This is a genomic window from Streptomyces collinus Tu 365, from assembly GCF_000444875.1.
Classification (GTDB): Bacteria; Actinomycetota; Actinomycetes; order Streptomycetales; family Streptomycetaceae; genus Streptomyces; species Streptomyces collinus_A.
In genome coordinates, this window is the sequence record NC_021985.1 from 1,123,682 (window position 1) to 1,147,624 (window position 23,943).

The following is a 23,943-nucleotide window of genomic DNA, read 5'->3' on the forward strand; positions in this document are numbered from 1 at the left end:
GCGGATGCCGACGGCCCCATCGGTTCGGAGTCCGGTGGGGCCGTCGTGTCACGAGGGAGCGATCAGCGGGTCCGGCGGGGGCCGAAGCGCCGGTAGAGGGCCGCACCCGTGAGCACGAGCGCGGCGCTGCCGGCGACCGCGGGCGCCGTCAGGTCCGCCCCGGTGTGGGCGAGGGTCTCCACCGACGGCCGCGGGGCCGGGGGCGTGACGTGCTCGGGCGTGTGCGGAACGGGGTGGGACCGGGTCGGGACCGGCGGCTTCCGGGTCGGCGGAGGCGTCGGCGTCGCGGTCGTCGGCGGGGTGGGCTCGTCGACCGGGTTGTTGACGGAGTGGTTGCCGAAGACCGGGTTGAGCACCCCCACCACGTCGACGCTGTTGCCGCTGACGTTCACCGGCAGGTGGACCGGGAGCTGCACGCCGTTGCCGGAGACCACGCCGGCCGAGCCCGTGGAGGCCCCGTGTGCCGACGAGCCGCCCTTGGTGACGGAGCCGGACGTGGCCGAACCGGCCGTCCCGGACCCGCCGCCGTTGGCGCAGCCGTTGCCGAACGAGGGGTTGAGCAGCCCCACCACGTTCACGGTGTCGCCGCACACGTTCACCGGGACGTGCACCGGGAGCTGGACGGTGTTCCCGGAGACCGCTCCGGGCGAGCCGGCCGCCGCACCGTCGGCGGAGGCTCCGTCGGCCGCGAAAGCGGCGGTCACCGGCATGGCCACCGCCATCGCACCGGAGGCCGCGACGACGGCGAACACACCGTTTCGGGTAGCCCGTCTCATAGGTTTCCTGCCTTCCAGACAACGTCGCGGGCACTCGCCCGCATCCGCTACAACGCAGGCGAACCGCCCAAGTTATGGCCAATCAATCTTTCACCCCATCAGGCGACATGTTTCTTCGAAACACCTGTAAAGGCGTCGAATAATCATTGATCACACCGGAAGGTGCGAAGTGTAGATCGTCGGGCGCGGTCCCGCTCCTGCGGAGGCGACCCCCGTCGGGCCCGCTTATGGTGAGCGAGGGCGCCGCCCCGGTCCGCGACGGGTGGGCCCCGGGAGGCGATCGATGCTGGCCAAGCTCTCCACACGGCCCGCCGTGCGGCGGTGCGCGGGAGCCGGGGTCCTCACTCTGGCCCTGCTCGGGGCCGGGCTGCCCACGGCAGCCGCCACGCCGGCCGCCGACGCGCCCCGGCCCGACCTGGCGCGCTTCTACGGGCAGAAGCCGGTCTGGACGGCCTGCGAGGGCCCGGACATGCCGCGCGACCTGCGGTGCGCGAAGGTGACCGTCCCGGTCGACTACGCGCACCCCGCCGCCGGCACCCTCGACCTCGCCGTGGCCCGCTACCGCGCCACCGGCCCGTCGCGGGGCTCGGTGCTGCTGAACTTCGGCGGTCCCGGCGGCCAGGGGGTCGACGCGCTCGCCGCCGGGGGCAAGGACTTCATGGACCTGACCAACGGCTACGACGTGGTCGGCTTCGACCCCCGCGGCGTCGGGCGCTCCTCCCCCGTCAGCTGCGGCGCCGGCGGTGACCGGGGCCTGCCGCTGGCGGGCGAGAGCGTCGACCTCGACCGCCCCCAGGGAGTGCTCAGACGGCTGCGGCAGGCCGCCACCGAGTGCGCCCGGAACTCCGGGCCGGTGCTGCGCCACATAGGCACCGTGGACGCCGCCCGGGACATGGACGTCATCCGCGCGGCCCTCGGCGACAGGAAGCTCAACTACCTGGGCTTCTCCTACGGCACCCGGCTCGGCGCGGTGTACGCCGCGCAGTTCCCGCACCGGGTGGGGCGGATGGTCCTGGACGGGGTGGACACCCTGACCGAGCCGCTGTCCGAGCAGGGAGTGGCGGGCGCCCAGGGCCAGCAGACGGCACTGGACGACTTCCTTGACTGGTGCGCGACCGACATCGGCTGCCCGTTCGGGCAGGACCGGCGCGCGGCCGGCAACCAGGTCGTACGGCTGGTGCGCTCGCTGGACGAGAACCCGGTGCCCTCGGACTTCGGCGGCGCCTTCTCCGGACAGGATCTGGTGGCCGCCATCGGGCAGGCCCTGTACAGCAAGGAGCTGTGGCCCACGCTGGAGCGGGCGCTGGCCTCGCTGGTCAACGACGGCGACACCCGGGGCGTGCTCGGCCTCACGACCGGCATCGGATCGGCCCCGCCCGTGCGGCGGCCGGTGACCGGCACGGGCGGCGAGCGGCGGCGCGCGGACGGCGGTCTGGTGGACGCCGAGGACGTCCCGGCGGACAACCTGGCGGCCGCGCTGATGGCGATCAACTGCGCGGACGACCCGGACCGGCCGGGCGAGGCGCGGATCGCCGAGGACCTCAAGGACCTGCGGGCCGCCTACGAACAGGCGTCACCGGTCTTCGGCCGCTTCCGGCTGTCCCAGCTGCTGATGTGCTACGGCCGCCCCAAGGGCACGAAGTACATCCGGGACGAGGTCAGGAACGTGAAGTCGGCCAGGATGCTGCTGGTGGGCACGCGCGGCGACCCGGCCACTCCGTACCGCTGGACGGTGGAGACGGCCGCACGCCTCGGCCCGTCGGCCGTGGTGCTCGACAACAGGGGCGACGGGCACACCGGCTACTCGTCGTCGGTCTGCGTGCACCGCAAGGTCGACGACTTCCTGCTCTACGGCTCCCTGCCGGCGAGCGGCAGCTCCTGCCCGGCGGAGCGCGACGGCTGGGAGTCCACCACGAACGCGTCCGGCTGACCGCACATGTGCGGCGAACGGGTGACAGGCGCGCGTTCCGGAAACCTCCCGGCGGGCCGGGACGTCACACAGGGCAGGCGCGCCCCGGCCCGCCGTACCCGTACGCGACCGCGACAGGGGGAACCCGTCATGCGTATCCGCTCCACCATCGCCGCACCCGTCGTGTGCGCCGCCGCAGCGCTGCTGCTGGCCGCGCCGCAGAGCCAGGCGGTCCCGGCCCGAGCCACGCCCCCGCGCTGCGCGGAGAAGGCGCTGACGATCCGGGCGAAGGCGGTACCCGGCGATCCCTCGGTGGTGCGCGTCGGCGTGACGAACCGGGGCTCGCGCGCCTGTGTCGTGGACCGCGTGCCCACGGTGACCTTCGGCGGCCTGGACGGGGCCGCGCTGCCGGTGCCGCTGCCGCGGACGCGCGGCGGGACGTACCCGCTGCGTCCGGGCGGCACCGCCCACGCGGCGGTGCGCACCATCGCCGACCCGGCGGACCCGCAGGCCCGCCGGGCGGACTCGGTCACGGTGGCCGCGTCCTCGTCGCAGTGGGGTGCCACCTTCACCGCCGCGCGGCTCGGCACCGGGAGCCGGGTGCGGGTGTGGGAGCCGGTGACGACCTGGTGGCAGCCGACGGCGGCGGCGGCCGACCGGGCTCTGCAGGTCAGCTGAGGACCAGCTCCGGCGTGTAGAGGTCGAGCCACTGGGCGAGGTCGAGGGTGCGTTCCAGGCCGCGCCGGCCGACCTGGGTGCTGACGGGGGTCTCGCGTTCGGCGGCCGCGCGGACCCGCTCGCGGTCGACGAGGTCGAAGACGCGGTGGGAGGGCCGGGCCAGAAGTTCCCTGGCCTGGTCCTGGAGGGCGCGGGCGTAGCGGGGGTCCTGGGTGGACGGGTAGGGGCTCTTGACCCGCTCGTACACCGAGCGCGGCAGGACGTCGGCGGTGGCCTCCCGGAGCAGGCTCTTCTCCCGGCCGTCGAAGGACTTCAGGGACCAGGGCGTGTTGTAGACGTACTCCACGAGCCGGTGGTCGCAGAACGGCACCCGGACCTCCAGGCCGACGGCCATGCTCATCCGGTCCTTGCGGTCGAGCAGGACGCGGACGAAGCGGGTCAGGTGCAGATGGCAGATCTGGCGCATCCGGTACTCGAAGTCGCTCTCGCCCTCCAGGCGCTGGATGCCGGCGACGGCGGTGCGGTAGCCGTCGGCGACGTAGCCCTCCAGGTCGAGGGACTTGGCGAGGTCGGGGCGGAGCACGTCGGTGTCGTCGCCGAAGTGGCGGCCGAAGCGCACCAGCCACGGGAAGGTGTCGGCGCGGCGGGCGTCCTCGTCGAAGAACTGCAGGTAGCCGCCGAAGACCTCGTCGGCGGACTCGCCGGACAGCGCGACCGTCGACTGGTCGCGGATGGCGCGGAATAGCAGCAGCAGCGAGGTGTCCATGTCGCCGAACCCGGCCGGCAGGTCGCGGGCGCGGATCACCCGCTCGCGCACGGCGGGGTCGGCGAGGGCCTGGGCGTCGAGGACGATGTCCTGGTGGTCGGTGCGGGCGAGTTCCGCCACGTCGTGCACGAAGGGCGTGTCGGGGGTGCCGCGCAGTTCGTCGGCGACGAAGTTGTCGGTCTGGCCGACGAAGTCGACGGCGAAGCTGCGGACCTTCTCGCCGCGCTCGGCGAGCTGCCGGGCGGCGAGCGCGGTCATGGCGGAGGAGTCGAGGCCGCCGGAGAGCAGGGTGCAGCGCGGGACGTCGGCGACGAGCTGGCGGCGCACGATGTCGTCGAGGAGCGTGCGCACGGTGGCGACGGTGGTGTCGCGGTCGTCGGTGTGCGGCCGGGTGCGCAGCCGCCAGTAGGCGCGGGTGGTCAGGCCCGCGCGGCCGACGGTGACGACGGTTCCGGGTTCGACCTCGCGCATGCCGTCCCAGACGGCGTGCCCGGGTGTCTTGATCATGGTGAACAGCTCGCGCAGGCCGTCCGGGCCGACGCGGCGCCGGGCCAGCGGGTTGGCGAGGATCGCCTTGGGCTCGGAGCCGAACAGCACGCCGTCGGCGGTGGGGTGGTAGTAGAAGGGCTTGATGCCCATGCGGTCGCGGATCATCACGAGCCGGTCGTGGCGTGCGTCCCAGACGGCGAAGGCGTACATGCCGTTCAGCCGCTCGGCCACGGCGTCGCCCCATTCCAGGTAGCCGTGGAGCACGACCTCGGTGTCGGAGTCGGTGGTGAAGCGGTGCCCCCGGCCGGTGAGCTCGCGCCGCAGTTCGGTGAAGTTGTACGTCTCCCCGGAGTAGACCAGGGCGACGGCCCCTTCGGGGGTGCGGACGGACATCGGCTGGCGGCCGCCGGGGAGGTCGATGATGGCGAGCCGGCGGTGGCCGAGCGCGGCGGGGCCCTCGGTCCAGGTGCCCCGGTCGTCGGGTCCGCGGCAGGCCATGGTCTCGGTCATGCCGTGCAGCGCTCCGGCCTCGGCGGTCAGATCGCGGTCGAAGGAGACCCATCCGGTGATGCCGCACATGCCCTGCCTCCTGCCTCCGGCCGGCGGCGGGCCCTCGCTCACATGGGTGAGCCGGGGTGAGGGGAGGACGGCCGCCGAACCAGTTGTATCGAGCACCTATATGACGAGCGTCCGTCGGGCCCGGGCGGCGGTCAACGCGGGCGCGTCCGGCGGGGCCCCGGCTCCCCCTTGGTTTCGGCCGCGTTTTGCCCGGACGAGGGCGAGGGAGCGCCCCGGCACCGGTCTCCGGCGCCGGGAACAGGCCACGGGCAAAAACTTCGCCAAACGGCGCCGGGGTCAGCCCTTCACGGCGAGGAAGCGGTCCAGCGCGGCGGTGAGCTCGGCGGGCTTCTCCACCGGCAGCTCGTGGCCCGCGTCGATGATCCGGACCTCGGCGTCCGGGTAGGCCTTGGCCAGGCGCAGCATCTGCCGCACCGGGAGCTGGACGTCGTGGTAGCCGTGGACCATCAGGGTGGGCGTGCGGATCTCCCCGGCCCGCTCCAGGACGTCGAAGGCCCGCATCGCGCCGTACAGGGTCATGACGACCTCGCGCGGGGTCGCTGCGGAGGAGCGGATGTACTCCCGGATCTCCTCGCGCGGGTGGCCGGGGGCGAAGGCCCGCTGGATGTTGGTCGCCACGAACAGCTTGTACGGCACCAGGGTCGAGGCGGCCATGAGCAGGCCCCGGCCGCGGCTGTAGGTCATCCGGCCGATGGAGTTGACCAGCACCATGCGCTCCACCCGCTCGGGGTGGGCGAGGGCGATGGTCTGGGAGATCATCCCGCCCATGGAGTGGCCGACCAGCACGAACCGCTCGACGCCGAGGTGGTCGAGGAGGGCGAGGACGTCCGCCGCCAGCTCCGCGATGGTGCGGACCCCGGCCCCCGTGCTCTCCCCGTGCCCGCGCAGGTCGAGCCGGATCACCCGCCGGCCGGCCCGGAAGTGCTCCAGCTGGTGGTCCCAGCGGTGCCGGTTCGCGGTCCAGCCGTGGACGAACACCAGCGGCACGTCCACGGCGTCGCGGGGGCCCTCGTCGTCGTACGTCAGTACGGCGCCGTCGACGTCGAGCTGCGGCATGGGGGCCTCCTGGGTGCGTTCGGGTTACTGACCGGTACGGTAACGGGCCGCGGGACCCGCCGTCACCGGCGTTCGCCGAGGAATTCCAGGATGTGCCCGAAGACGTCGAGCGCCGCGCCGCGCCCCAGGAACGTGTCCAGGTGGCCGTAGCCCGGGATCTCGGTGTACGCGACGTCGAGGTGCGGCTGCCGGCGGGCCAGGACCTCGTGGCAGAGCCGCTGCGAGTCCAGCCACAGCCCGTTCTCGCTGCCCGAGAGCAGCAGGACCGGGGTGTCGACGCGGTCGGCGGCGTCCAGCGCGTTCGGCGGCAGTGCCCGGTAGCGCAGGTCGGTGTCGTTCCACCGCACCACGCTGCGGGCCAGCTCGATCCGGCGCAGATGGGGCAGGATCCACAGCGGGGCCGGGCCGAGCAGTTCGGCGAGCCGGTCGTGGGTGGTCCGGTGCAGGTTCTCGTGGACGAACAGCGAGGCGCCGCTGCCCCAGGCCGAGTTGTGCAGGATCTGGCAGGTCGGGTCCGGGCAGTCCGCCCCGCGGGAGGCCAGCGCGAACAGCGGGGTGTACTTCGACCACAGGCCGACTCCGCGGAAGTCGACCGGGATGTGGTCGATCCGGGACTTCATCAGCTCCCCCGCCACCGACATCCGCAGCGAGGTGCGGCCCGCCAGCTTCGGGGTCAGGAAGACCCCCTGGGAGACCACGCCCGCGAGCCCCGGCACCAGCCCGGCCGTCAGGCTCAGCGCGAGGGTGAGGGAGCCGATGCAGTGGGCCACCACGAACAGCGGCCGGTCGCCGATGCGCTGCCGGATGTGGGCGACGGCCTCGGGGATGTCGTACAGCGCCACGTCGTCGTAGGTGTAGCGCCGGCCCGTCTCGTTGTACGGCAGCCTGCTGCTGCCCCGCCAGTCCAGCAGCCAGGGCTCGTAGCCGTCGTCGAGCAGGACGTCGACCAGGTTGCGGGTCTCGGGCAGCAGGAACATGTCGGCGGACGCCGTGTGCCCGTGCAGCAGCAGGACGGCGGGCCGGCCCGGGTCGCCGCTGTCGACCCGGGTCAGGCCGAGCCGGACGCCGTCACCGGCACGGAACGGGATCTCCTCGACGCGGGCGGGATCGAGGCGGTGGCGCAGCGGGCGCGGGGCCACGGTGGTGCGTACCCTGCGGAGCGCCGGCCGGGCCGTCCTGGAGGGCTTGGTCCTGAAGATCATCGATTCGGCTCCGTGAGGGTCGTGGTGCGGCGCAGGTCCAGCAGGTCCGCCGCGGCCCGGGCGAAGGGGGCGAGCAGTCCGCGGCCCATCTCCACGCCGAACCAGGCGAGCCAGGTCAGCTTGGCGGCCCGTTTCTCCTGGGCGGTCAGGCGCGGGTCGACCCGGATGCCGTCGATCTGGTCGCGGACGTAGGAGTCGGCGGGCACGACGACCTCACCGAGCAGGCTCGCGGCCTCCCCCTCGCGGCCGATCTCCACGGTGAGCGCGCGGGTCTGCCGCCACAGGTCCCGGCGGGCCCGTGCGTACTTGCGGCCCTCCAGCCACCACACGCCGCCGTCGGCGTCGCGCAGCGTGAGCCGGTAGCGCAGCAGCTGGTGGCGCAGTCCGTGCCGCTGCGGGATGCCCTCCTCGGGACGGACCCAGACGTCGCCGCGCTCCACGGTCAGCGGCTCGGCGTGCACCGCCGGGCAGGTCACCTCGCCGCGGACGTCGACCCGGCGCTCCTTGACGAGCTGGTACATGCCGGCGATCGACAGGGTCAGCGCCATCGAGCAGGGGGTGGCCGCGGTCGCGCCGACCGGTCCCACGGTGCCCTCGGTCGTCTCGGCGAACCACAGGTAGGGCTGGTCGTCCCGGTGCGGCAGCCGGGCCAGGCCGTCACCGGCGAGCTTCTCGAAGGTCTTCAGCTGGGCCTGTGCGTCGTAGCGCGCCGCGGGCGGCAGGTCCAGGGCGGCGACCAGGGCGTCGGTGCGCCGCGCCTCGGCGGCCGGGCCCTGCAGGGTGGCCTCGCACAGCTTCAGCGCGGTGGGGCTCTGCAGCACCCGGGAGAGGAAGGCGAGTTCGGGCACCGGCTCCGCCTTCAGCCGGCCGAGCGCGTCGGCGCGCCACTCGTCCCAGTCCTGGACGCGTACGTGCATGCCGCCCAGGGCCATGTCCCGCACCACGTCGTCGAGGGTGTTGGGCACGCCGGTGAGGTGGTAGTCGAAGCCCCAGGCGTCGGGTTCGCAGACCGTGGCGACGGCGACCCGGCTGACCCAGTCCACGGGGGCCGCGTTGAGGTAGCGGAACGCCGGTACGGTGCGGAAGCGGCCGAAGGCGGAGATCAGGCCGCTGCTGAGGTCCTGCGGGTTGTAGGCGCCGGTCTTCGTGTGCCCGCCGATGCCGCCGGGGCGCAGGGCGGTGACCACAAGTCCGTGGTCGCGGGCGCGGCGCAGCGCGACCTCGGCGGCCCACTTGGACTGGTCGTAACCGGAGACCAGCCGGTCGACGTGGGCGAGCGGGTCGTCCTCGCCCATGGAGGTGATGCCCACCTCGTTGAACACGGCCACCGACGAGATGTGGTGCAGCGGCTTGGGGCGGCCGGCGGCGGCCAGTTCGGCGAGGGTGAGGGTGCCGAGGACGTTGCTGGAGCGCAGCGACTGGTAGCCGCGCAGGAAGTCCACGGCGGCCGCCACACCCACGACGCTGTCCAGTTCGTGAGCGAGGGTGAGCCACTGCTCCTCGGTGAGGCCGAGGCGGGGGCGGCGGATGTCGCCGGGCAGCACGGTGATGCGCCTTCGCACCTCCGACGACCACGGCAGCCGGTAGCTGCGCAGCTGGGCGCCGAGCCGTTCGGTCGCCGCCTCCTGGTCGGCCGCGCGGACCAGGCAGTACACGTGCGCGTCGCTGTGCCGCAGCAGGTCGAGCAGCATGTGACCGCCGAGGAACCCGGTGGCTCCGGTCAGCAGGACGCGGCGGGGCGGCAGCGGTTCGGGTACGTCGGTGAAGGGCAGCCGGTCGGCCAAGGCGAGGTCGGCGAGGATCTGGTCGAGGTCCTCCTGCCGGGCGCGGGTGTGCGGATCGCCGGGGCGGTGGAGGGCGGCTGCGACGGCGGTGGGCGGGGTGCGGGGGGACGGGACCGGGAGGGTGCCGGGGGCGGAAGCCAGGGCTGGGGTTGTCCCAGCGGGCCGGGTGGCGTCGGGGGCCGGGTGCGTGGCCGGGGCCGAGGCTGTCCCAGCGGACCAGGCCGCGTCGGAGACCGGGTGCGTACCGGAGGCCGAGTGCGTACCGGAGGCCGAGTGCGTACCGGAGGCCGGGCCGGGGGCCGGAGCCGCGCCAGAGGCCGGGGCCGTCTCAGCGGGCCACGTCGCATCGGAGGTCGGGTGCGAGCCGAGGACCGGGGCCGTGCCGGCCGGGACTGCGCCGTCGGTGGAGGACGTGCCGTCGGCCGGACGGCCGGGCGGCCGGTCGGGCAGCAGGGGCAGCCAGCGGCGGGCCAGGCTGACGGGGCGGGCGTCGGCGAACACCTCGTCGAGGTCGATCTCGATGCCCAGGTCGGCTTCCAGTTCGGCGGCCAGTTCCACCGCGTCGACGGAGGTGCCGCCCGCGTCGAAGAAGTCGGCGTCCGGCGACAGCCGGCCGGTGGGCAGGTGGCGGCCGGCCGCGGCGGCGATGGTCGCCGCCAGGCCGTCCAGGTCGGGTGCCGGAGCCGGGGCGGCCCCGGGCACGGCCGTCGCCGTCCGCACCCGGGCCAGCAGGTCGGCCACGCCGAGTCCGCCGCCGCCCTGTTCGATCGACTCGGCGAGCGCCCGCCGGCCGCCGGCCGCCGGTTCCTCGTTCACGTCACGCATGAGAGCCCTTCAGGTTGTGCTCGGTCTTGTTGCTCACGGCTGCTCCCAGGAGCGGAACGCCCGCAGTCGCTCGGGGCCGGCCACGACCTCCAGCCGCTCGCCGTCCGGGTCGCCGCCGCCGAGCGCGGCCAGCAGGCGGCGCGCGGGCGCGTTGCGCGGGGTGCGCTCGGCGACGATCCGGACCTCGGTGCGGCCCAGCCGCTCGGCCCGGTCGGCGAGCCAGGCCAGCAGGCGTTCCTCGACGCCCCGGCCGAGGGCCCGGCAGCTCATCAGCCAGGCGTGGACGTCGAGCCGGTCGCCGTCGGCACCGAAGGCGAGCAGCGCGATCTGGCCGTAGTCGCCGAACCGGTCCCGGGCCGACGCCGTCCACACCTCGCCCCGCTCGCGCCACCGGGCGAGGTCGCCGCCGTCCGCGGACCGCGCGCGCAGGGTGAACTGGTTCGTGCGGCGCACCAGTTGCTCACCACGCTCGGCGTCCGCGTCCGACAGCTCGCGGATGTCGACCACCAGGTCGAGGTCGGCGAGGAACTCCTCGAACCCGGCGGACTCCCGGACGGCGTCCCGCTCGCGCTCCTGGGCGTAGAACCGGGCCCGCAGGGCGTCCTCGGCGGTCGCCGCGGCCGGGACGAGCGGCCACAGCCGGTCCAGGAACGCGTCGAGTCCGCCGGCCGGCGGGCAGGTCACGGACAGCACCTGCGGGAGCGCCGCGCGCATCCTGGCGATCTCGGCCGGGTTGTCGTCGAGGAACAGGAAGCTGTCCAGGCCCAGGTCGAGCGTCCGTGCCGCGTCGGCGAGCCGGCCCGGCTTGGGGCCCCAGGCGGCGGAGATCACGCTGAAGTGCTCGGCCTTCAGCAGGCTGTCGGGGCGGTCGAGGACGGCCCGCACCGTGGCCTCGTCGTTGTTGCTGACCAGCGCGAGCAGCACGCCCGCGGTGCGCCACCGCAGCAGCCTGCGGGCCAGCGAGGCGCGGGGCCCGGTGAGGTCCACGGCGTCCGGGCCGATCTCGCCGGCCACTCCGCCCCACAGGGTCTCGTCGCCGTCGACGGCGATCACCTTGGGCACGGGACGCCGTACCGCCCGTACCGTCTCGGCCAGACGCAGCGCGACGGCCGCCTGGAACTCGGGGGTGAAGGGCAGGTGGGCCAGCCGCTCGGTGCGTTCGTCGAAGCGGTTGTCGACGCTGTGGTACCGGGTCCACTCGTCGGGGCCGAGCACGGCGATGCCGGGCAGTCCGGTCAGGTCGGCGGCGACGGCGCGTTCCCACGCGTGGCAGCGGTCGGTGCCCCGGGCGGTCGGCAGGACACCGACCACGAGCGGCCCGCGGGTGCGCTCGGCGAGGGCCTTCAGAGCGGCCGGGTAGGCGGCGCGCAGTTCGGCGAGGACCGTGTCGTCCACGGGTCCGAACCGTTCCAGGTCGGCGGCGCGCAGCAGGACGACGCGGACGTCGGTGGCCGGGTCGGCGAGGACGCCGGACGGGTCCCGGAGGGCGGCCAGCACCTGGTGGTAGGGGGCCTCGGTCACGGTGGCCCGCTCGTCCTCCAGCGCCGCCCCGCACATCAGCGGCAGGTTGCCGAGGGCGAAGGTGGCGGCGAGGGCGACCCGGGGTCCCTCGACGGGGGCCGGCGGGGCGGCGCTCGCGGACCGCGCGGGTTCCTCGACGGGAACCGTCAGGGCCGTGCTCACGGACTCCGCCGGTTCCTCGGCGGAAACCGGCGGCGCGGTGCGCACCGGTGCCGTCGCGTCCTCGGCCGTCCGCGCCAGCAGGCGCAGGAACTCCTCGCCGAGCGCGGTGGCGGTGTCCGCGTCCAGGATGTCGGTGTTGTGGTCGAGGCGGACGGTCCCGGCGTCCGGGGTCATGGTGACCATCAGGTCGAGGTCGGTGTGCCCGACCCCGGCGGGCAGCACCTCCAGGTGCTTCAACTCGCCGGAGAAGCGGACGTAGTTGAAGTACACCTCGACGAGCGGCGCAGCGGGGCGGTGCAGGCCCTGGCGGGCGAGCGTGGCGAGGACGTCGGAGAACATGGCGCCCTTGGCCAGGATCTGGCGCAGCCGCTGGTCGGTGCGGGTGAGCACGTCCGCGACCCGTTCGTGGGCGGCCGCCTGGGCGGGGAAGGGCACGGGGACGCCGAAGAAGCCCACCGCGCCGTACGCGTCGGCGTGGATGCGGGTGTCGACGGGCACCGCGAGCACGAACCGCTCCCGCTCCCGCTCCCGGGCCAGCAGCACGGTGAGGGTGCCGAGGCAGAACGCGGCGGGGGTGACGCCGAGGGCGCCCGCTGCGGCCGTCACCCGTTCGGTCAGCCCCTCGGGGAGGGTGACGGTGACGCTTCCGGACCGGTAGGAGCGGACGGGCGGCCGCGGGTGGGCGAGGGTCAGGTCGAGGCGCTCGCTGCCCTCGAAGGCCGCGCGCCAGTCGTCGCCGGGACCGGTGCCGCCGCCCCGCTGTGCCTCGATGAGCAGGTCGATGTCCCGGTTGGTGACAGTGGCGTCGAGCGGGGTGCCCGACAGTTCGGCGTCGATCTCCGCGGCCACGAGGAGCAGGGACTGCAGATCGCTGACGGCGTGGTGGGCGCCGAAGACGAGGATCTGGCCGCGCGGGTCGCCGTCGACGAGTTCGAACCGCCACAGCGGCGCGACGGCGAGGTCGAACGGGGGTTCCAGCAGCAGCCGCAGCCGTTCGGCGGCGTCCGCCTCGGCGGCCTCGGTCCAGCGCAGCAGCGGGGCGGGCGGCCGCCGGTCGACCCGGAGCTGCCGGCCGCCCTCGTCGCCGGTGACGACGGCCGTGCGCAGGGCCGCGTGCCGGGCGGCGAGCCGGTCGAGGATGCCGGTGAGACCGTCGCGGGTGGCCGGCGTGGTGAGCCGGACGGCCAGGCCGACGCCGTGGGCGGCGTCGGGCATGTCCGGCTGGGCGCTGCGCAGCAGCCGTACGACGTCCCGGGTGGCCGGGCGCAGTTCGGTCTCCGGGACGTCCTGCCCGGCTCCGGCGCCGCCGGTCCGCCCGGCCGGTGCGGTCCCCCCGGCCGGTGCGGCGCGCTCGGGGAGAGCGGCGGCCAGGGTGCCCGCGAGGCCGCGGATGTCGGTGGCGGAGAACATGTCGGCGGCGGGCAGTTCGACGCCCAGTTCGCGCGCGAAGGCGTTGCGCAGCCGGACCAGCATGAGCGAGTCCAGGCCCAGTTCCTTCAGGGCGGTGGTGGCGAACACGTCCACGGCGCCGCCGGACACCTCGCCGACGCGGTCGCGTACGTAGGTCTCCAGCCACTCGGCGCGCTCCTGCGCGGTGGTGGCGCCGAACACCCGTCGTACGAGGTCGTCGGTGTCCGCGCCGCCGGCCGGGACGGTGATCAGGTCGGCGAGCAGGGGGCGGCCGCGTGCCGCGTCCGGGTCGAGGGCGAGCAGGTCCCAGTCGAGGGCGATCGGGGCGAGCTGGCGGCGGCCCGAGGCCAGCACCCGTTCGAACAGCTCGCCGCCGTCCTGCGGCGGGAACGCGACGAGTCCGGAGCGGCCGGTCTCGGCGGCGCGGGTGCCGGAACCGGCGACCATGCCGACGCCCGACCAGGCGCCCCAGTCCAGGCTGAGTGCCCGGCGGCCGGTCAGGGAGAGGTGGTGGGCCCACGCGTCGAGGAAGGCGTTGGCGGCGGAGTAGGGGCCCTGGCCCGGCGAGCCCAGCAGACCGGCGGCCGAGGCGAACAGGACCAGGTTCCGGGCCTCCGGGACCAGTTCGGTGAGCAGGGCGGTGCCGAGGACCTTGGGCGCGAGGACGCGCCGGACGCGTTCCTCGGTGAGGTTGGCCAGGACGGCGTCGTCCAGCACACCCGCAGCGTGGACCACGGTGACGACGGGTCCGGCGGCGGCGCGCACGGCGTCCAGGGCGGCGGCGAGCGCGGCGCGGTCGGCGACGTCGGCGCGGGCGAGGTGCACGTCGACCCCGCGCTCCTCCAGGTCACGGACGAAGGCGGTGGCCGCCGCGTCGGGCGTCCCGCGGCTCAGCAGGGCGAGGCGGCGTGCGCCCTGGCGTACCAGCCGTTCGGCGACGACCCGGCCGAGGCCGCCCAGACCGCCGGTGATCAGGTGCACGCCGTCCGGCTGCCCGGGGTCGGCGCCGTCGTGGTCGGGCCGGGTGCGGGCCAGCCGCGGGACGAGGCGGCCGCTGCCGCGCAGGGCGACGAGGCGTTCGTCGTCGGCGTGCCTGAGCTGTGTCCACAGCCGGTCGTCGCCGCCTTCGGCGGGCAGGTCGATCACCGTGGTGGCGAGTTCCGGGTGCTCCTGGGCGACGGTGAGTCCGAAACCCCACGCGAGTGCCTGCTCGGGGCGGGTCACCTCGGTGCTGTCGCCCGCGGGCTGGCTACCGCGTACGACGACGAACAGGCGCGGTGCCGGGGCGTTCGGCCGCCGGTGCCCGGTGAGGGCGCGGACCAGGTGCAGGGTGGTGAGGCAGCAGTGCCGGGCTGCTTCCTCGGCGGCGCGGGCGTCGGTGACGGGCGGGGCGTCGAGCGCGGTGAGCTGGACCACGCGCGCGGGCGGCGCGTCCGCGAACGCCTCGTCCAGCAGGCGTGCCCACTGGGCCGGGTCGGCCGGGTCGAGGACGTGGCGGCCGGGGCCGTCGGTGCCGTACGCGGTGCCCTGGCGGACGACGGCGTGCGGGACCGAGTCGCCGAGCCGCCGGGCGAGTTCGTCGGCCACGCCCGTGCCGTCGGCGAGGATCAGCCAGCCGCCGTCGGCGGGCGGCGCCTGCGCCTCGGGGCGGGGCTGCCACCGTGTCTCGAAGAGGGCGCCGTCCAGCGGGGAGAGCGCGGTGAGCCGGAAGTCGTCGGCCGCCAGCACGAGCCGGCCGTCCTCGTCCCACAGGCGCAGGTCGAGGACGGCGGTGTCGCCGTCCACGGCACGCAGGTCGCAGGCGGCCCAGGCGGGTGTGCTGCGCGTTCCGGTGAACCGCAGGTGTCCGGCGCCGGCCGGTACGAACGCCCGGCCCTGCGGCGCGGTGGCGGGCAGCGCGGCGGTGTGGAAGGCGGCGTCCAGCGTGGCGGGGTGCAGCAGATGACCGGCGGCCGGCCGGGCCGCGAGACGGGCCAGGGCCGCGCCGCCTCCGTCGCGGTGACCGTCGGTCAGGCCCCGGAAGGCGGGGCCGTACTCGATGCCGAGGGCGGCGAGGCCGGCGTAGACGGCGGGCAGGTCGACCGGCTCGGTGCACCGGGCACGCAGGGCGGCCAGGTCCGGGTCCGGGCCGGGGGCGGGTTCGGCGGGGCCGGTCAGCAGACGTCCGGTCACGTGGCGTTCCCACCGGCGCTCACCGGCGGCCGAGGCGACGGAGAAGTCGCGGGAGCCGTCCTCGGCGGGCCGCAGCACCAGTTGCAGCCGTACGGGGCCGCCCGCGTCCAGGCGCAGTGGCTGGAGGAACCGGACGTCGGCCAGCCGTGTCTCCGCGCCGCCGGAGAGCGAGGCGGCGGCCTCCAGCACCATGTCGAGGAAGGCGGCGCCCGGCAGCCACACCTCGCCGGTGACCCGGTGGTCGCTCAGGTAGGCGAAGCGGCTGTCGGCCAGGTCGATCTCGCTCTGGAAGAGGTCGCGGCCGGGTTCGTCGCTGGCCTGGACGTGGGTGCCGAGCAGCGGCGGGATGCCGGTGGCGCCGGTCCGCACGGGGGCGAGCCAGTGGCGTTCGCGGGCGAAGGCGTAGGTGGGCAGGTCGGCGCGGCGCCCGTGCGGGAAGAGCGCGGTCCAGTCGGGGGTGTGCCCGGCCGTGTACAGCTCCCCCAGCCTGCCCAGCAGGACGTCGTGCCCGTCCCGGCCGCGGCGCAGCGAGCCGATGCCGACCGCGTCGGTCCCGCTCTCGGCGGCGACCGCCTCGATCGCCGAGGTGAGCGAGGGGTGCGGGCTGAGTTCCACGAAGTAGCGGTAGCCGTCGTCCAGCATCCGGGCGACGGTCTCCGCGAAACGCACCGGGCGGCGCAGGTTCGCGAACCAGTAGTCGGCGTCCAGGTCGGCGCCGTCGACCGGTTCGGCCCGCACCGACGAGTAGAGCGTGGTGGCCGTACGGGTGCCGCCGATGCCGGAGAACCGGTCGAGGAGTTCGTCGCGCAGCGGCTCCATGAGCGGTGTGTGCGAGGCGAACGGCGTCGACAGGACGCGGGCGGGGACGCCGCGTTCGTCCAGTTCGCGGCGGAGCGCGGCGAGCGCCTCGGCCTCGCCGGAGACGGCGGTGGCGCCGGGGCTGTTGACGGCCGCGGTGAACAGGCGGCCGGTGTAGGGCTCCAGCAGCTTCTCGACCTCGGCGGCCGGCAGTTCCACGGCCAGCATCCCGCCGTGCCCGACCAGCGGGACTACGGCCGCGGCCCGGGCGGTGACGGCGGTCACGGCCTCGTCCAGGGTGAGGGCGCCCGCGCAGTACGCGGCGGCGATCTCGCCGAGGCTGTGCCCGACGACGGCGTCCGGGGTGACGCCGAGCTCCCGCCAGGCGGCGGCCAGTGCCGCGTTGACGGCGAACAGCACGGGCTGGAGGTACTCGGTGCGGTCGAGCGGGGAGAACTCCTCGGGCGCGCGCAGCACGTTGAGCACCGACCAGCCGGCGTGCCGTTCGACTGCGGCGTCTATCCGGGTCAGTTCCGCGCGGAACGCCTCCGACTGGGCGAGCAGTTCCAGTCCCATGCCGGTCCACTGGCCGCCGTGCCCGGCGAAGACGAAGGCGACCTTGCCGGTCTGGTCCTCGCGGGGAGCGGTCAGGGGTTTGCGCCCGCCGGTCGAGGGGTCGAGCGGCTTCAGCGCGGTGAGCAGTTCCTCCCGGTCGCCGGCGACGACCGCCGTGCGCCACTCGAAGTGGCTGCGGTGCGTGGCCAGGGTGCGGGCGACGTCCGGCAGGCCGGTGCGGGCGACGTCCGACGGCCCGGTGCCCGTGGTGAGGTGCCGGGCGAGCCGGGACGCCTGTCCGCGCAGCCCTGCCTCGCTGCGCGCCGACAGCACGAACAGCTGTTTGCCGTCGGGGAGTTCGCGCACCTGGGCCCTCTCCCCGGGCCTGGCCGGGGCCTCCTCCACGACGACGTGGGCGTTGGTCCCGCTGATGCCGAACGCGCTGATCCCGGCCCGGCGCACCCGCTCCCCCGTCGCCGGCCAGGCGACCGGCTCCTGGAGCAGCGCGAGGCCGCTGCCGTCCCACTCGACGTGCCGGCTCGGGGTGCCGGCGTGCAGGGTGGGCGGCAGGGTCCCGTGCCGCAGCGACTGCACGACCTTGATCAGTCCCGCGACGCCCGAAGCCGCCTGCACATGGCCGATGTTGGACTTGAGGGAGCCCAGGTACAGCGGGCGGTCCTGGGGGCGGGTGCCGGCGAAGACCTCGGCCAGGGCGTTGGCCTCGATCGGGTCGCCCAGGGTGGTGCCGGTGCCGTGGGCCTCGACGTAGTCGATGTCGGCCGGGTCGAGCCCGGACTGCCGGAGCGCGCGGCGGATCACCTGTTCCTGCGCCGGGCCGTTGGGCGCGGACAGGCCCTGGCTGCGGCCGTCCTGGTTGACGGCCGTACCGCGCAGCACGGCCAGCACCTCGTCGCCGTCGCGTCGCGCGTCGGAGAGCCGCTTGAGCACGAGCATGCCCGCGCCCTCGGCCCAGATCGCGCCGTCGGCGTCGTCGGAGAAGGAGCGGCAGCGGCCGGTCGGGGACAGGCCGCGCAGCCGGCTGAACTCCACGAAGGTCTGCGGGGTCACCATCAGCGTCACCCCGCCGGCCAGGGCCAGGTCGCACTCCCCGGCGCGCAGCGCCTGGGCCGCCAGATGGGTCGCCACCAGGGAGGAGGAGCAGGCCGTGTCCACGGTCAGCGCGGGGCCGTGCAGGCCCAGCGCGTAGGCCAGCCGGCCGGAGGCGACACTGAGCGCCGAACCGGTGCCGACGTAGCCGTCGAGCTGGTCGAGCCGGGAACCGGCGAGGTAGTCGCTGCCGAACATGCCGACGTAGACGCCGGTCGTGCTGCCCGCGAGCGCGGCCGGCACGATGCCGGCGCGCTCCAGGGCCTCCCACGAGGTCTCCAGCAGCAGTCGCTGCTGGGGGTCCATGGCGGCGGCCTCCCTCGGCGTGATGCCGAAGAAGCCGGCGTCGAAGGACTCGATGTCGTCGAGGAAGCCGCCCTCGCGGGCGTAGGACTTGCCGAGCGCGTCCGGGTCGGGGTCGTACAGGGACTCGACGTCCCAGCGTCCGGCCGGGAACGGGCCGACCGCGTCCCGTCCCTCGGCGACCAGGCGCCACAGGCCGTCCGGGTCGGTGATCCCGCCGGGCAGCCGGCAGGCCATCGCCACGACGGCGATGGGCTCGTCGGCGGCGGGGCCGGAAGCGGAGACAGGGGCGGCGGGGGCCTGCCGGGTGGTGCCGGCCGTACCGCCCGGCACCTGCTTCAGCAGATACACGGCCAGCCGGTCGGCGGTGGGGTGGTCGAAGAGGAGGGTGGCGGGCAGCCGGGTGCCGAGGCGGGCACCGATGCGGTTGCGCAGTTCGACGGCGGTGACGGAGTCCATGCCGAGGTCGCGCAGCGGCTGGTCGGGGCGCACGGACTCGGCCGAGCGCAGCCCGAGGGCGCGTGAGGCCTCGTCGCGGACCAGGGCGAGGACACGTGCGGCCCGCTCGGCCTCGGGCAGCCGGGCCAGGCGGTCGGCGAGGGCGTCAGCGGCGTCCGCGGTGCGCGGCGCCGGCAGCAGCGACCGCCACAGGGCGGTCGAGGCGGCGCCGGAGGCGCGCAGGCGGGGCAGGTCGAGGGCCCAGGCGACCAAGTGCGGGGCGGTGCGCCGCAGGGCCAGCGCCACCAGGTCGCGGCCCTGGTCCGGAGTGAGCGCGCGGTGCCCGAGCCGGGCCATGCGGTCCAGGTCCGCGTGGGCGGCGGCCAGGCCCTCACCGGCCCAGGCGCCGAAGGACACGGAGACCGCGGGCAGGCCCTGGGCCCGCCGGTGGTGGGCGAGCTGGTCGAGCAGCACGTTGGCGGCCGCGTAGTTGCCCTGTCCGGCGTTGCCGACGACACCCGCCGCGGAGGAGACGAGCAGGAAGAGGCCGAGCGGGAGGTCCGCGGTGAGCCGGTGCAGATGGAGGGCGCCGTCGGCCTTGGGCCGCAGGACCCGCGCGAGACGCTCGGGCGTCAGCGCGGTGATCGCGCCGTCGTCCAGGGCCCCTGCGCAGTGCACGACACCGCGCAGGGGAAGCCGTTGCCCGGCGTGCTCGACGGCCTCGGCCACGGCGGCCGGATCGGTGACGTCGCAGGCGACGACCTCCGCCTCGGCGCCGAGCCCGGCCAGTTCCTCGACGGTCCCGGCGGCTCGGGGGTCCTGGGCGCCCTGGCGTGCGGTCAGCACCAGCCGCGGGACCCCTCGTCCGGCGAGCAGCCGGGCGATGTGCCGGCCGACGGCTCCCAGCCCGCCGGTGATCAGGACGGTGCCGTCCGTGGGCAGGACCGGGGCCGCGGGGCCCGCGCGCTCCGCCGTGTCCGTGACGTTCGCCGGACGGGCACGCACCAGCCGGGGAGCCAGCAAGTTGCCTCCTCGGAGCGCGAGTTCGGGCTCGTCGGCGAGGGCGGCGGCGGTCGCGAGCACCGACGCGGGGACACCACCCGGCAGATCGGCGTCGACGTCGACGTCGAGCAGGGTCAGCCCGAGGTCCGGGTGTTCGGCCCGGGCGCTGCGGGCCAGGCCCCACAGGACCGACCGCGCGTAGCCGGTCACCGCGTCGCCCTCGGCGGCGGCGACCGCGGCACGGGTCACCCACACGGTCCGCCGGGGCGCCCGGTCCTCGGGCAGAGCGATGAGCTCCTGGAGTTCGGCGAGCGCGGTGGCCGCCGACTCGTGGGCCGCACGGGCGGGTTCCTCGTCCGCCGCCACGTCCGGCCAGACCCGTACGACGAGGTCGGCGTCCGGTTCGGCCCGGTGCGCCGGGGGCTCCTCGGCGACCGTCGTCCAGGCGATCTCGTACAGGTGCCGGGCGTTCTCCGAGCCCGCGTCGAGGTCGGCCGGGTCCGCCGCGCGCAGCCGTACGTTCTCCAGGCGGCCGGCGGGCAGGCCGTCGGCGTCCCACAGGGTGACGTCCAGGGTGAGGTCGGTGCCGGAGCCGCCGGTGCGCCGTACCCGTGCGGTCAGCTCGTGCGCGCCGCCGGGCGGCAGGACCGCGCGGCCCACGGCGACGGGGAGCAGGGCGCGCCCGTCGGCCGGTGCCAGGGCGGCGGTCACGTGGAGGGCGGCGTCCAGCAGGGCCGGGTGCACCGGGTACGGGTCGGCCACGTCGCGGGCGGTGGCGGGCAGCGCGATGCGGGCGAGGAGTTCTCCGTCGCCGGTGGTGACCGCCGACCGTACGGCCTGGAAGGCGGGTCCGTAGCCGAGGCCGAGGGCGGCCAGCCGTGCGTAGGTCGGCTCGGTCCACGCCTCCTCGGCGGTGCCCGGCCACACCGGAGGGCCGCCCGCCGGGTCCGGCTCGGACTCCCCGGCCGAGGCGGTGGCGGTGGCGTGCAGGGTCCAGCCGGAGGCGTCCTGGCCGCGCGGGCGGCTGTGCACGGTCACCTCGGCGCCGGGCTGGGCGGTGACGACCTCGACGGAGACCTCGACGGTGCCCGTGGCGGGGAGCACCAGGGGTGCGAGCAGCAGCAGGCCGGCGACGTCGGCGGGCTCGTCCGGGCGGGCCACGGCGAGGGCGGCGCGGCACAGTTCCAGCAGGGTGGTGCCGGAGACGACGGTGCGGCCGAAGACGGTGTGGTCGGCCAGCCAGCCGGCGGTGGCCGGCGACCACTCGTCGCGGAAGGTCCAGCGGGTCTCGTCGGCGGACTGGAGCTGGATGCCGAGCAGCGGGTGCGCGGCCCGGTCGAACAGGGCGGGCCCGGCGGTCGCGGCCCCGGGTTCGATCCAGTGGCGCGGCGTGTCCCAGGCGTAGGTCGGCAGGTCGGCGCCGGCTCCGGGCCGGACCAGCCGCCGCCAGTCGACGTGCCGCCCGTGGACGTGGAGTTCGGCGGTTGCCCGGTCGAGGCAGGCGGGACCGCTCTCGTCGCGGCGCAGCGAGCCGGTCGCGGTCAGGTCCCGGCCGGTGTCCTCGCCCACCGTGCGCAGGGCGGTGAGCAGGGAGGGGTGCGGGCTCAGCTCGACGAAGTGGCGGTACCCGTCGGCGAGCATGCGCTCGACGGTCGGCGCGAAGCGGACGGTCTCGCGCAGGTTGGTGTACCAGTAGCCCGCGTCCAGCTCCTCGGTGACCGGTTCGCCGGTGACGGTGGAGTACCAGGCGATGCCGGTGGGGAGGGCGACCACGCCGTCGAGTTCGTCGACGATCCGGTCCCTGACCGGTTCCACCCGGGCGCTGTGGGAGGCGTAGTCGACGTCGAGGCGGCGGACGAAGACCTGGCGCGCCTCGAGGGCGGTGAGCAGGTCCTCCAGCGGTTCGACGGCGCCGGCGACGACGGTCGCACGGCCGCTGTTGACGGCGGCGACCGAGACGTCGTCGCCGAGCAGGTCCGCCACCTCGGAGTGGGGCAGCGCGACGACGGCCATGGTGCCGCTGCCGGACAGCCCGGTCAGGGCCTGGCTGCGCAGGGCGACCACGGCGGCCGCGTCGTTGAGGCTGAGCGCGCCGGCCACGCAGGCGGCGGCGACCTCGCCCTGGCTGTGCCCGATCACGGCGTCCGGTCGGACGCCGCGGGCCCGCCACACGGCGGCCAGGGACACCATCACGGCGAACAGGGCGGGCTGTACGACGTCCACCCGGTCCAGGGGCGGGGCGCCGGCCTCGCCGCGCAGCACGGCCGTCACGGACCACTCGGTGAACGGGCGCAGGGCGGCGTCGCAGCGGTCCAGCTCGTCGGCGAAGACGGGGTCCCGCTCCAGCAGGTCACGGGCCATGCCGGCCCACTGGCTGCCCTGCCCGGGGAAGACGAAGGCCAGCTTTCCGGTGGGGCCGGCCTGCTCGGGGCCCGCGGTGAGGTCGGGATCGGGGCGCCCGTCGGCGAGGGCGCGCAGGCCGTCGAGGAGCCCGTCGCGGTCGGCCGCCTGGACGACGGCCCGGTGGTCGAAGTGGGTGCGGTGATGGGCGAGGGTCGCGGCGACCGCGGTCAGGGGCGCCGCCGGGTCCGCCTCCAGCGCGCCGAGCAGCCGGGCGGCCTGGCCGTGCAGGGAGGTGAGGCTGCGGGCGGACAGCGGGAAGAGGGTGGGGGCGGGCAGATCCACGGGGCCCTGCCCGGCGGGGCCGGGCGCCTCGGCCCCCTCGTCCTCTTCGGCTCCCTCGGGCTCCTCCAGGATCACGTGCGCGTTGGTGCCGCTGATCCCGAACGCGCTGACGCCGGCCCGGCGCACCCGGTCGGCGGTGCGCGGCCAGGCACCGCCGGTGCTCTGCACGCGCAGGCCGCTGCCGGTCCAGTCGAGGTGGTCGGTGAGCTGATCGGCGTGCAGCGACGCCGGAAGCTCCTCGTGGCCGAGGGCAAGGACGGTCTTGATGACACCGCCGATGCCGGCGGCGGCCTGGGCGTGGCCGATGTTCGACTTGAGGGAGCCGATGGCGAGGGGGCGTTCGGCCGGGCGGTCCGGGCCGAACACGTTGGCGAGCGCCCGTAGTTCGATGGGATCGCCGAGCGGGGTGCCGGTGCCGTGGGCCTCCACGTGGTCCAGGTCGTGCGGGGCGAGCCCGGCCGCGTCCAGGGCGGCGCGCAGCACCCGTTCCTGCGCCGGGCCGTTGGGGGCGCTGAGGCCCTGGCTGCGGCCGTCCTGGTTGATCGCCGAACCCTTGACGACGGCCAGGACCCGGTCGCCGTCGCGGCGCGCGTCCGCGAGCCGCTTCAGCAGCACGAGGCCGCAGCCCTCGGCCCACACGACCCCGTCCGCGTCGGCGGAGAAGGGGCTGCACCGGCCCGACGGGGACAGCCCGCGCAGCCGGCTGAACTCGACGTGTCCGCGCGGGGTGACGAGCAGCGTGGCCCCGCCCGCCAGCGCGAGGTCGCACTCGCCGCTCGCCAGGGCGCGCGCGGCGAGGTGCAGGGCGACCAGCGAGGACGAGCAGGCGGTGTCGACGGTCACCGCGGGCCCCCGCAGGCCGAGGGTGTAGGCGATGCGCCCGGAGGCGACGCTGGCCGCGGAGCCGGTGCCGACGTGGCCGTCGAGCTGCCCGAGCGGGGCGGCGGCCAGGTAGCCGCTCTCGTAGAGGCCGAGATAGACGCCGGTGGAGCTGCCGTTGAGGGACTGCGGGAGGATCCCGGCGCGTTCGACGGTCTCCCAGGCGGTCTGCAGGAGCAGCCGCTGCTGCGGGTCCATGGCGGCGGCCTCGCGTGGGGAGATGCCGAAGAAGGCCGCGTCGAAGCGGTCGATGCCGCCGTCGAGGAAGCCGCCGCGCAGGGTGTACGCCTTGCCGGTGGCCTCGGGGTCGGGGTCGTACAGGCCGTGGGTGTCCCAGCGCCCGGCCGGCACCTCGCGGACGGCGTCCTCGCCCGCGGCCAGCAGCCGCCACAGCGCCTCGGGGTCGTCGGCGCCGCCGGGGAAACGGCAGGCCATGGAGATGATCGCCACCTCGTCGCCCCAGCCGCCGCGGGCCGCGGCCGGCTCCGGTGACGTCGTGGGGGCCGATGCGGGGCCCGGGGTCGGTGCCGGGGCGAGGACGGCCTCGGCCACGGCGGCGATCGTGGGGTGGTTGAAGACGAGGGACGGTTCGACGGGGCGGCCGGTCAGCGTGCCGAGTTCGGCGGCGAGGGCGACCAGGTGGCGGGAGCCCAGGCCGAATTCGGTGAGCGGCCGGTCCGGGTCGATCCGGGCCGGGTCGGTGCCGGCCGCCTCGGCGACGGCCGATGCCAGCCAGGCCCGGACCCCCTCGGAGGTCGTCAGGGACGGCTCGGGGGTCTGCTTCGGGGACTCGTTCGCAGGCATCGGTGCAGGTGTCCTCGTGAACTCGGTCTCGGTTGCCCGCCGG

At 75.5% G+C, this 23,943-nt stretch carries 8 protein-coding genes; 2 read left to right on the forward strand and 6 right to left on the reverse strand.

From position 1 onward, the window contains the following. Window positions 1-62 precede the first annotated feature (62 nt). Window positions 63-752: a chaplin gene (locus tag B446_RS04535; protein ID WP_020938235.1), complete on the reverse strand. Its 690-nt coding sequence runs from the start codon at window positions 750-752 to the stop codon at window positions 63-65. Between the two features lie 307 nt (window positions 753-1,059). Here B446_RS04535 and B446_RS04540 point away from each other — a divergent pair, with 307 nt between their 5' ends. Both B446_RS04540 and B446_RS04545 read left to right on the forward strand, forming a co-directional pair. Further along, window positions 1,060-2,706, forward strand: a complete 1,647-nt coding sequence (locus B446_RS04540) for an alpha/beta hydrolase (RefSeq protein WP_020938236.1) — start codon at window positions 1,060-1,062, stop codon at window positions 2,704-2,706. A gap of 129 nt (window positions 2,707-2,835) precedes the next feature. Next, window positions 2,836-3,363 carry a DUF4232 domain-containing protein gene (locus tag B446_RS04545; RefSeq protein WP_020938237.1) on the forward strand — a complete coding sequence of 176 codons (528 nt, stop codon included), beginning with the start codon at window positions 2,836-2,838 and terminating at the stop codon, window positions 3,361-3,363. Here B446_RS04545 and asnB read toward each other — a convergent pair. The 5 genes from asnB to B446_RS04570 form a co-directional block, all read right to left on the reverse strand. After that, window positions 3,356-5,197, reverse strand: a complete 1,842-nt coding sequence (gene asnB, locus B446_RS04550) for an asparagine synthase (glutamine-hydrolyzing) (RefSeq protein WP_020938238.1) — start codon at window positions 5,195-5,197, stop codon at window positions 3,356-3,358. The genes B446_RS04545 and asnB overlap by 8 nt on opposite strands. Window positions 5,198-5,473: 276 nt before the next feature. Then, on the reverse strand, window positions 5,474-6,253 hold the full coding sequence (locus tag B446_RS04555) for an alpha/beta fold hydrolase (protein WP_020938239.1): 780 nt from the start codon (window positions 6,251-6,253) through the stop codon (window positions 5,474-5,476). A gap of 62 nt (window positions 6,254-6,315) precedes the next feature. Next, complete coding sequence (locus tag B446_RS04560; protein ID WP_020938240.1) at window positions 6,316-7,455, reverse strand: alpha/beta hydrolase; 1,140 nt, start codon at window positions 7,453-7,455, stop codon at window positions 6,316-6,318. Then, window positions 7,452-10,064, reverse strand: coding sequence for a thioester reductase domain-containing protein (locus B446_RS04565; RefSeq protein WP_020938241.1), 2,613 nt, complete (start codon window positions 10,062-10,064; stop codon window positions 7,452-7,454). The genes B446_RS04560 and B446_RS04565 overlap by 4 nt, the downstream gene beginning before the upstream one ends. Before the next feature lie 33 nt (window positions 10,065-10,097). Continuing rightward, window positions 10,098-23,900: a type I polyketide synthase gene (locus B446_RS04570; protein ID WP_020938242.1), complete on the reverse strand. Its 13,803-nt coding sequence runs from the start codon at window positions 23,898-23,900 to the stop codon at window positions 10,098-10,100. Window positions 23,901-23,943: the final 43 nt, after the last annotated feature.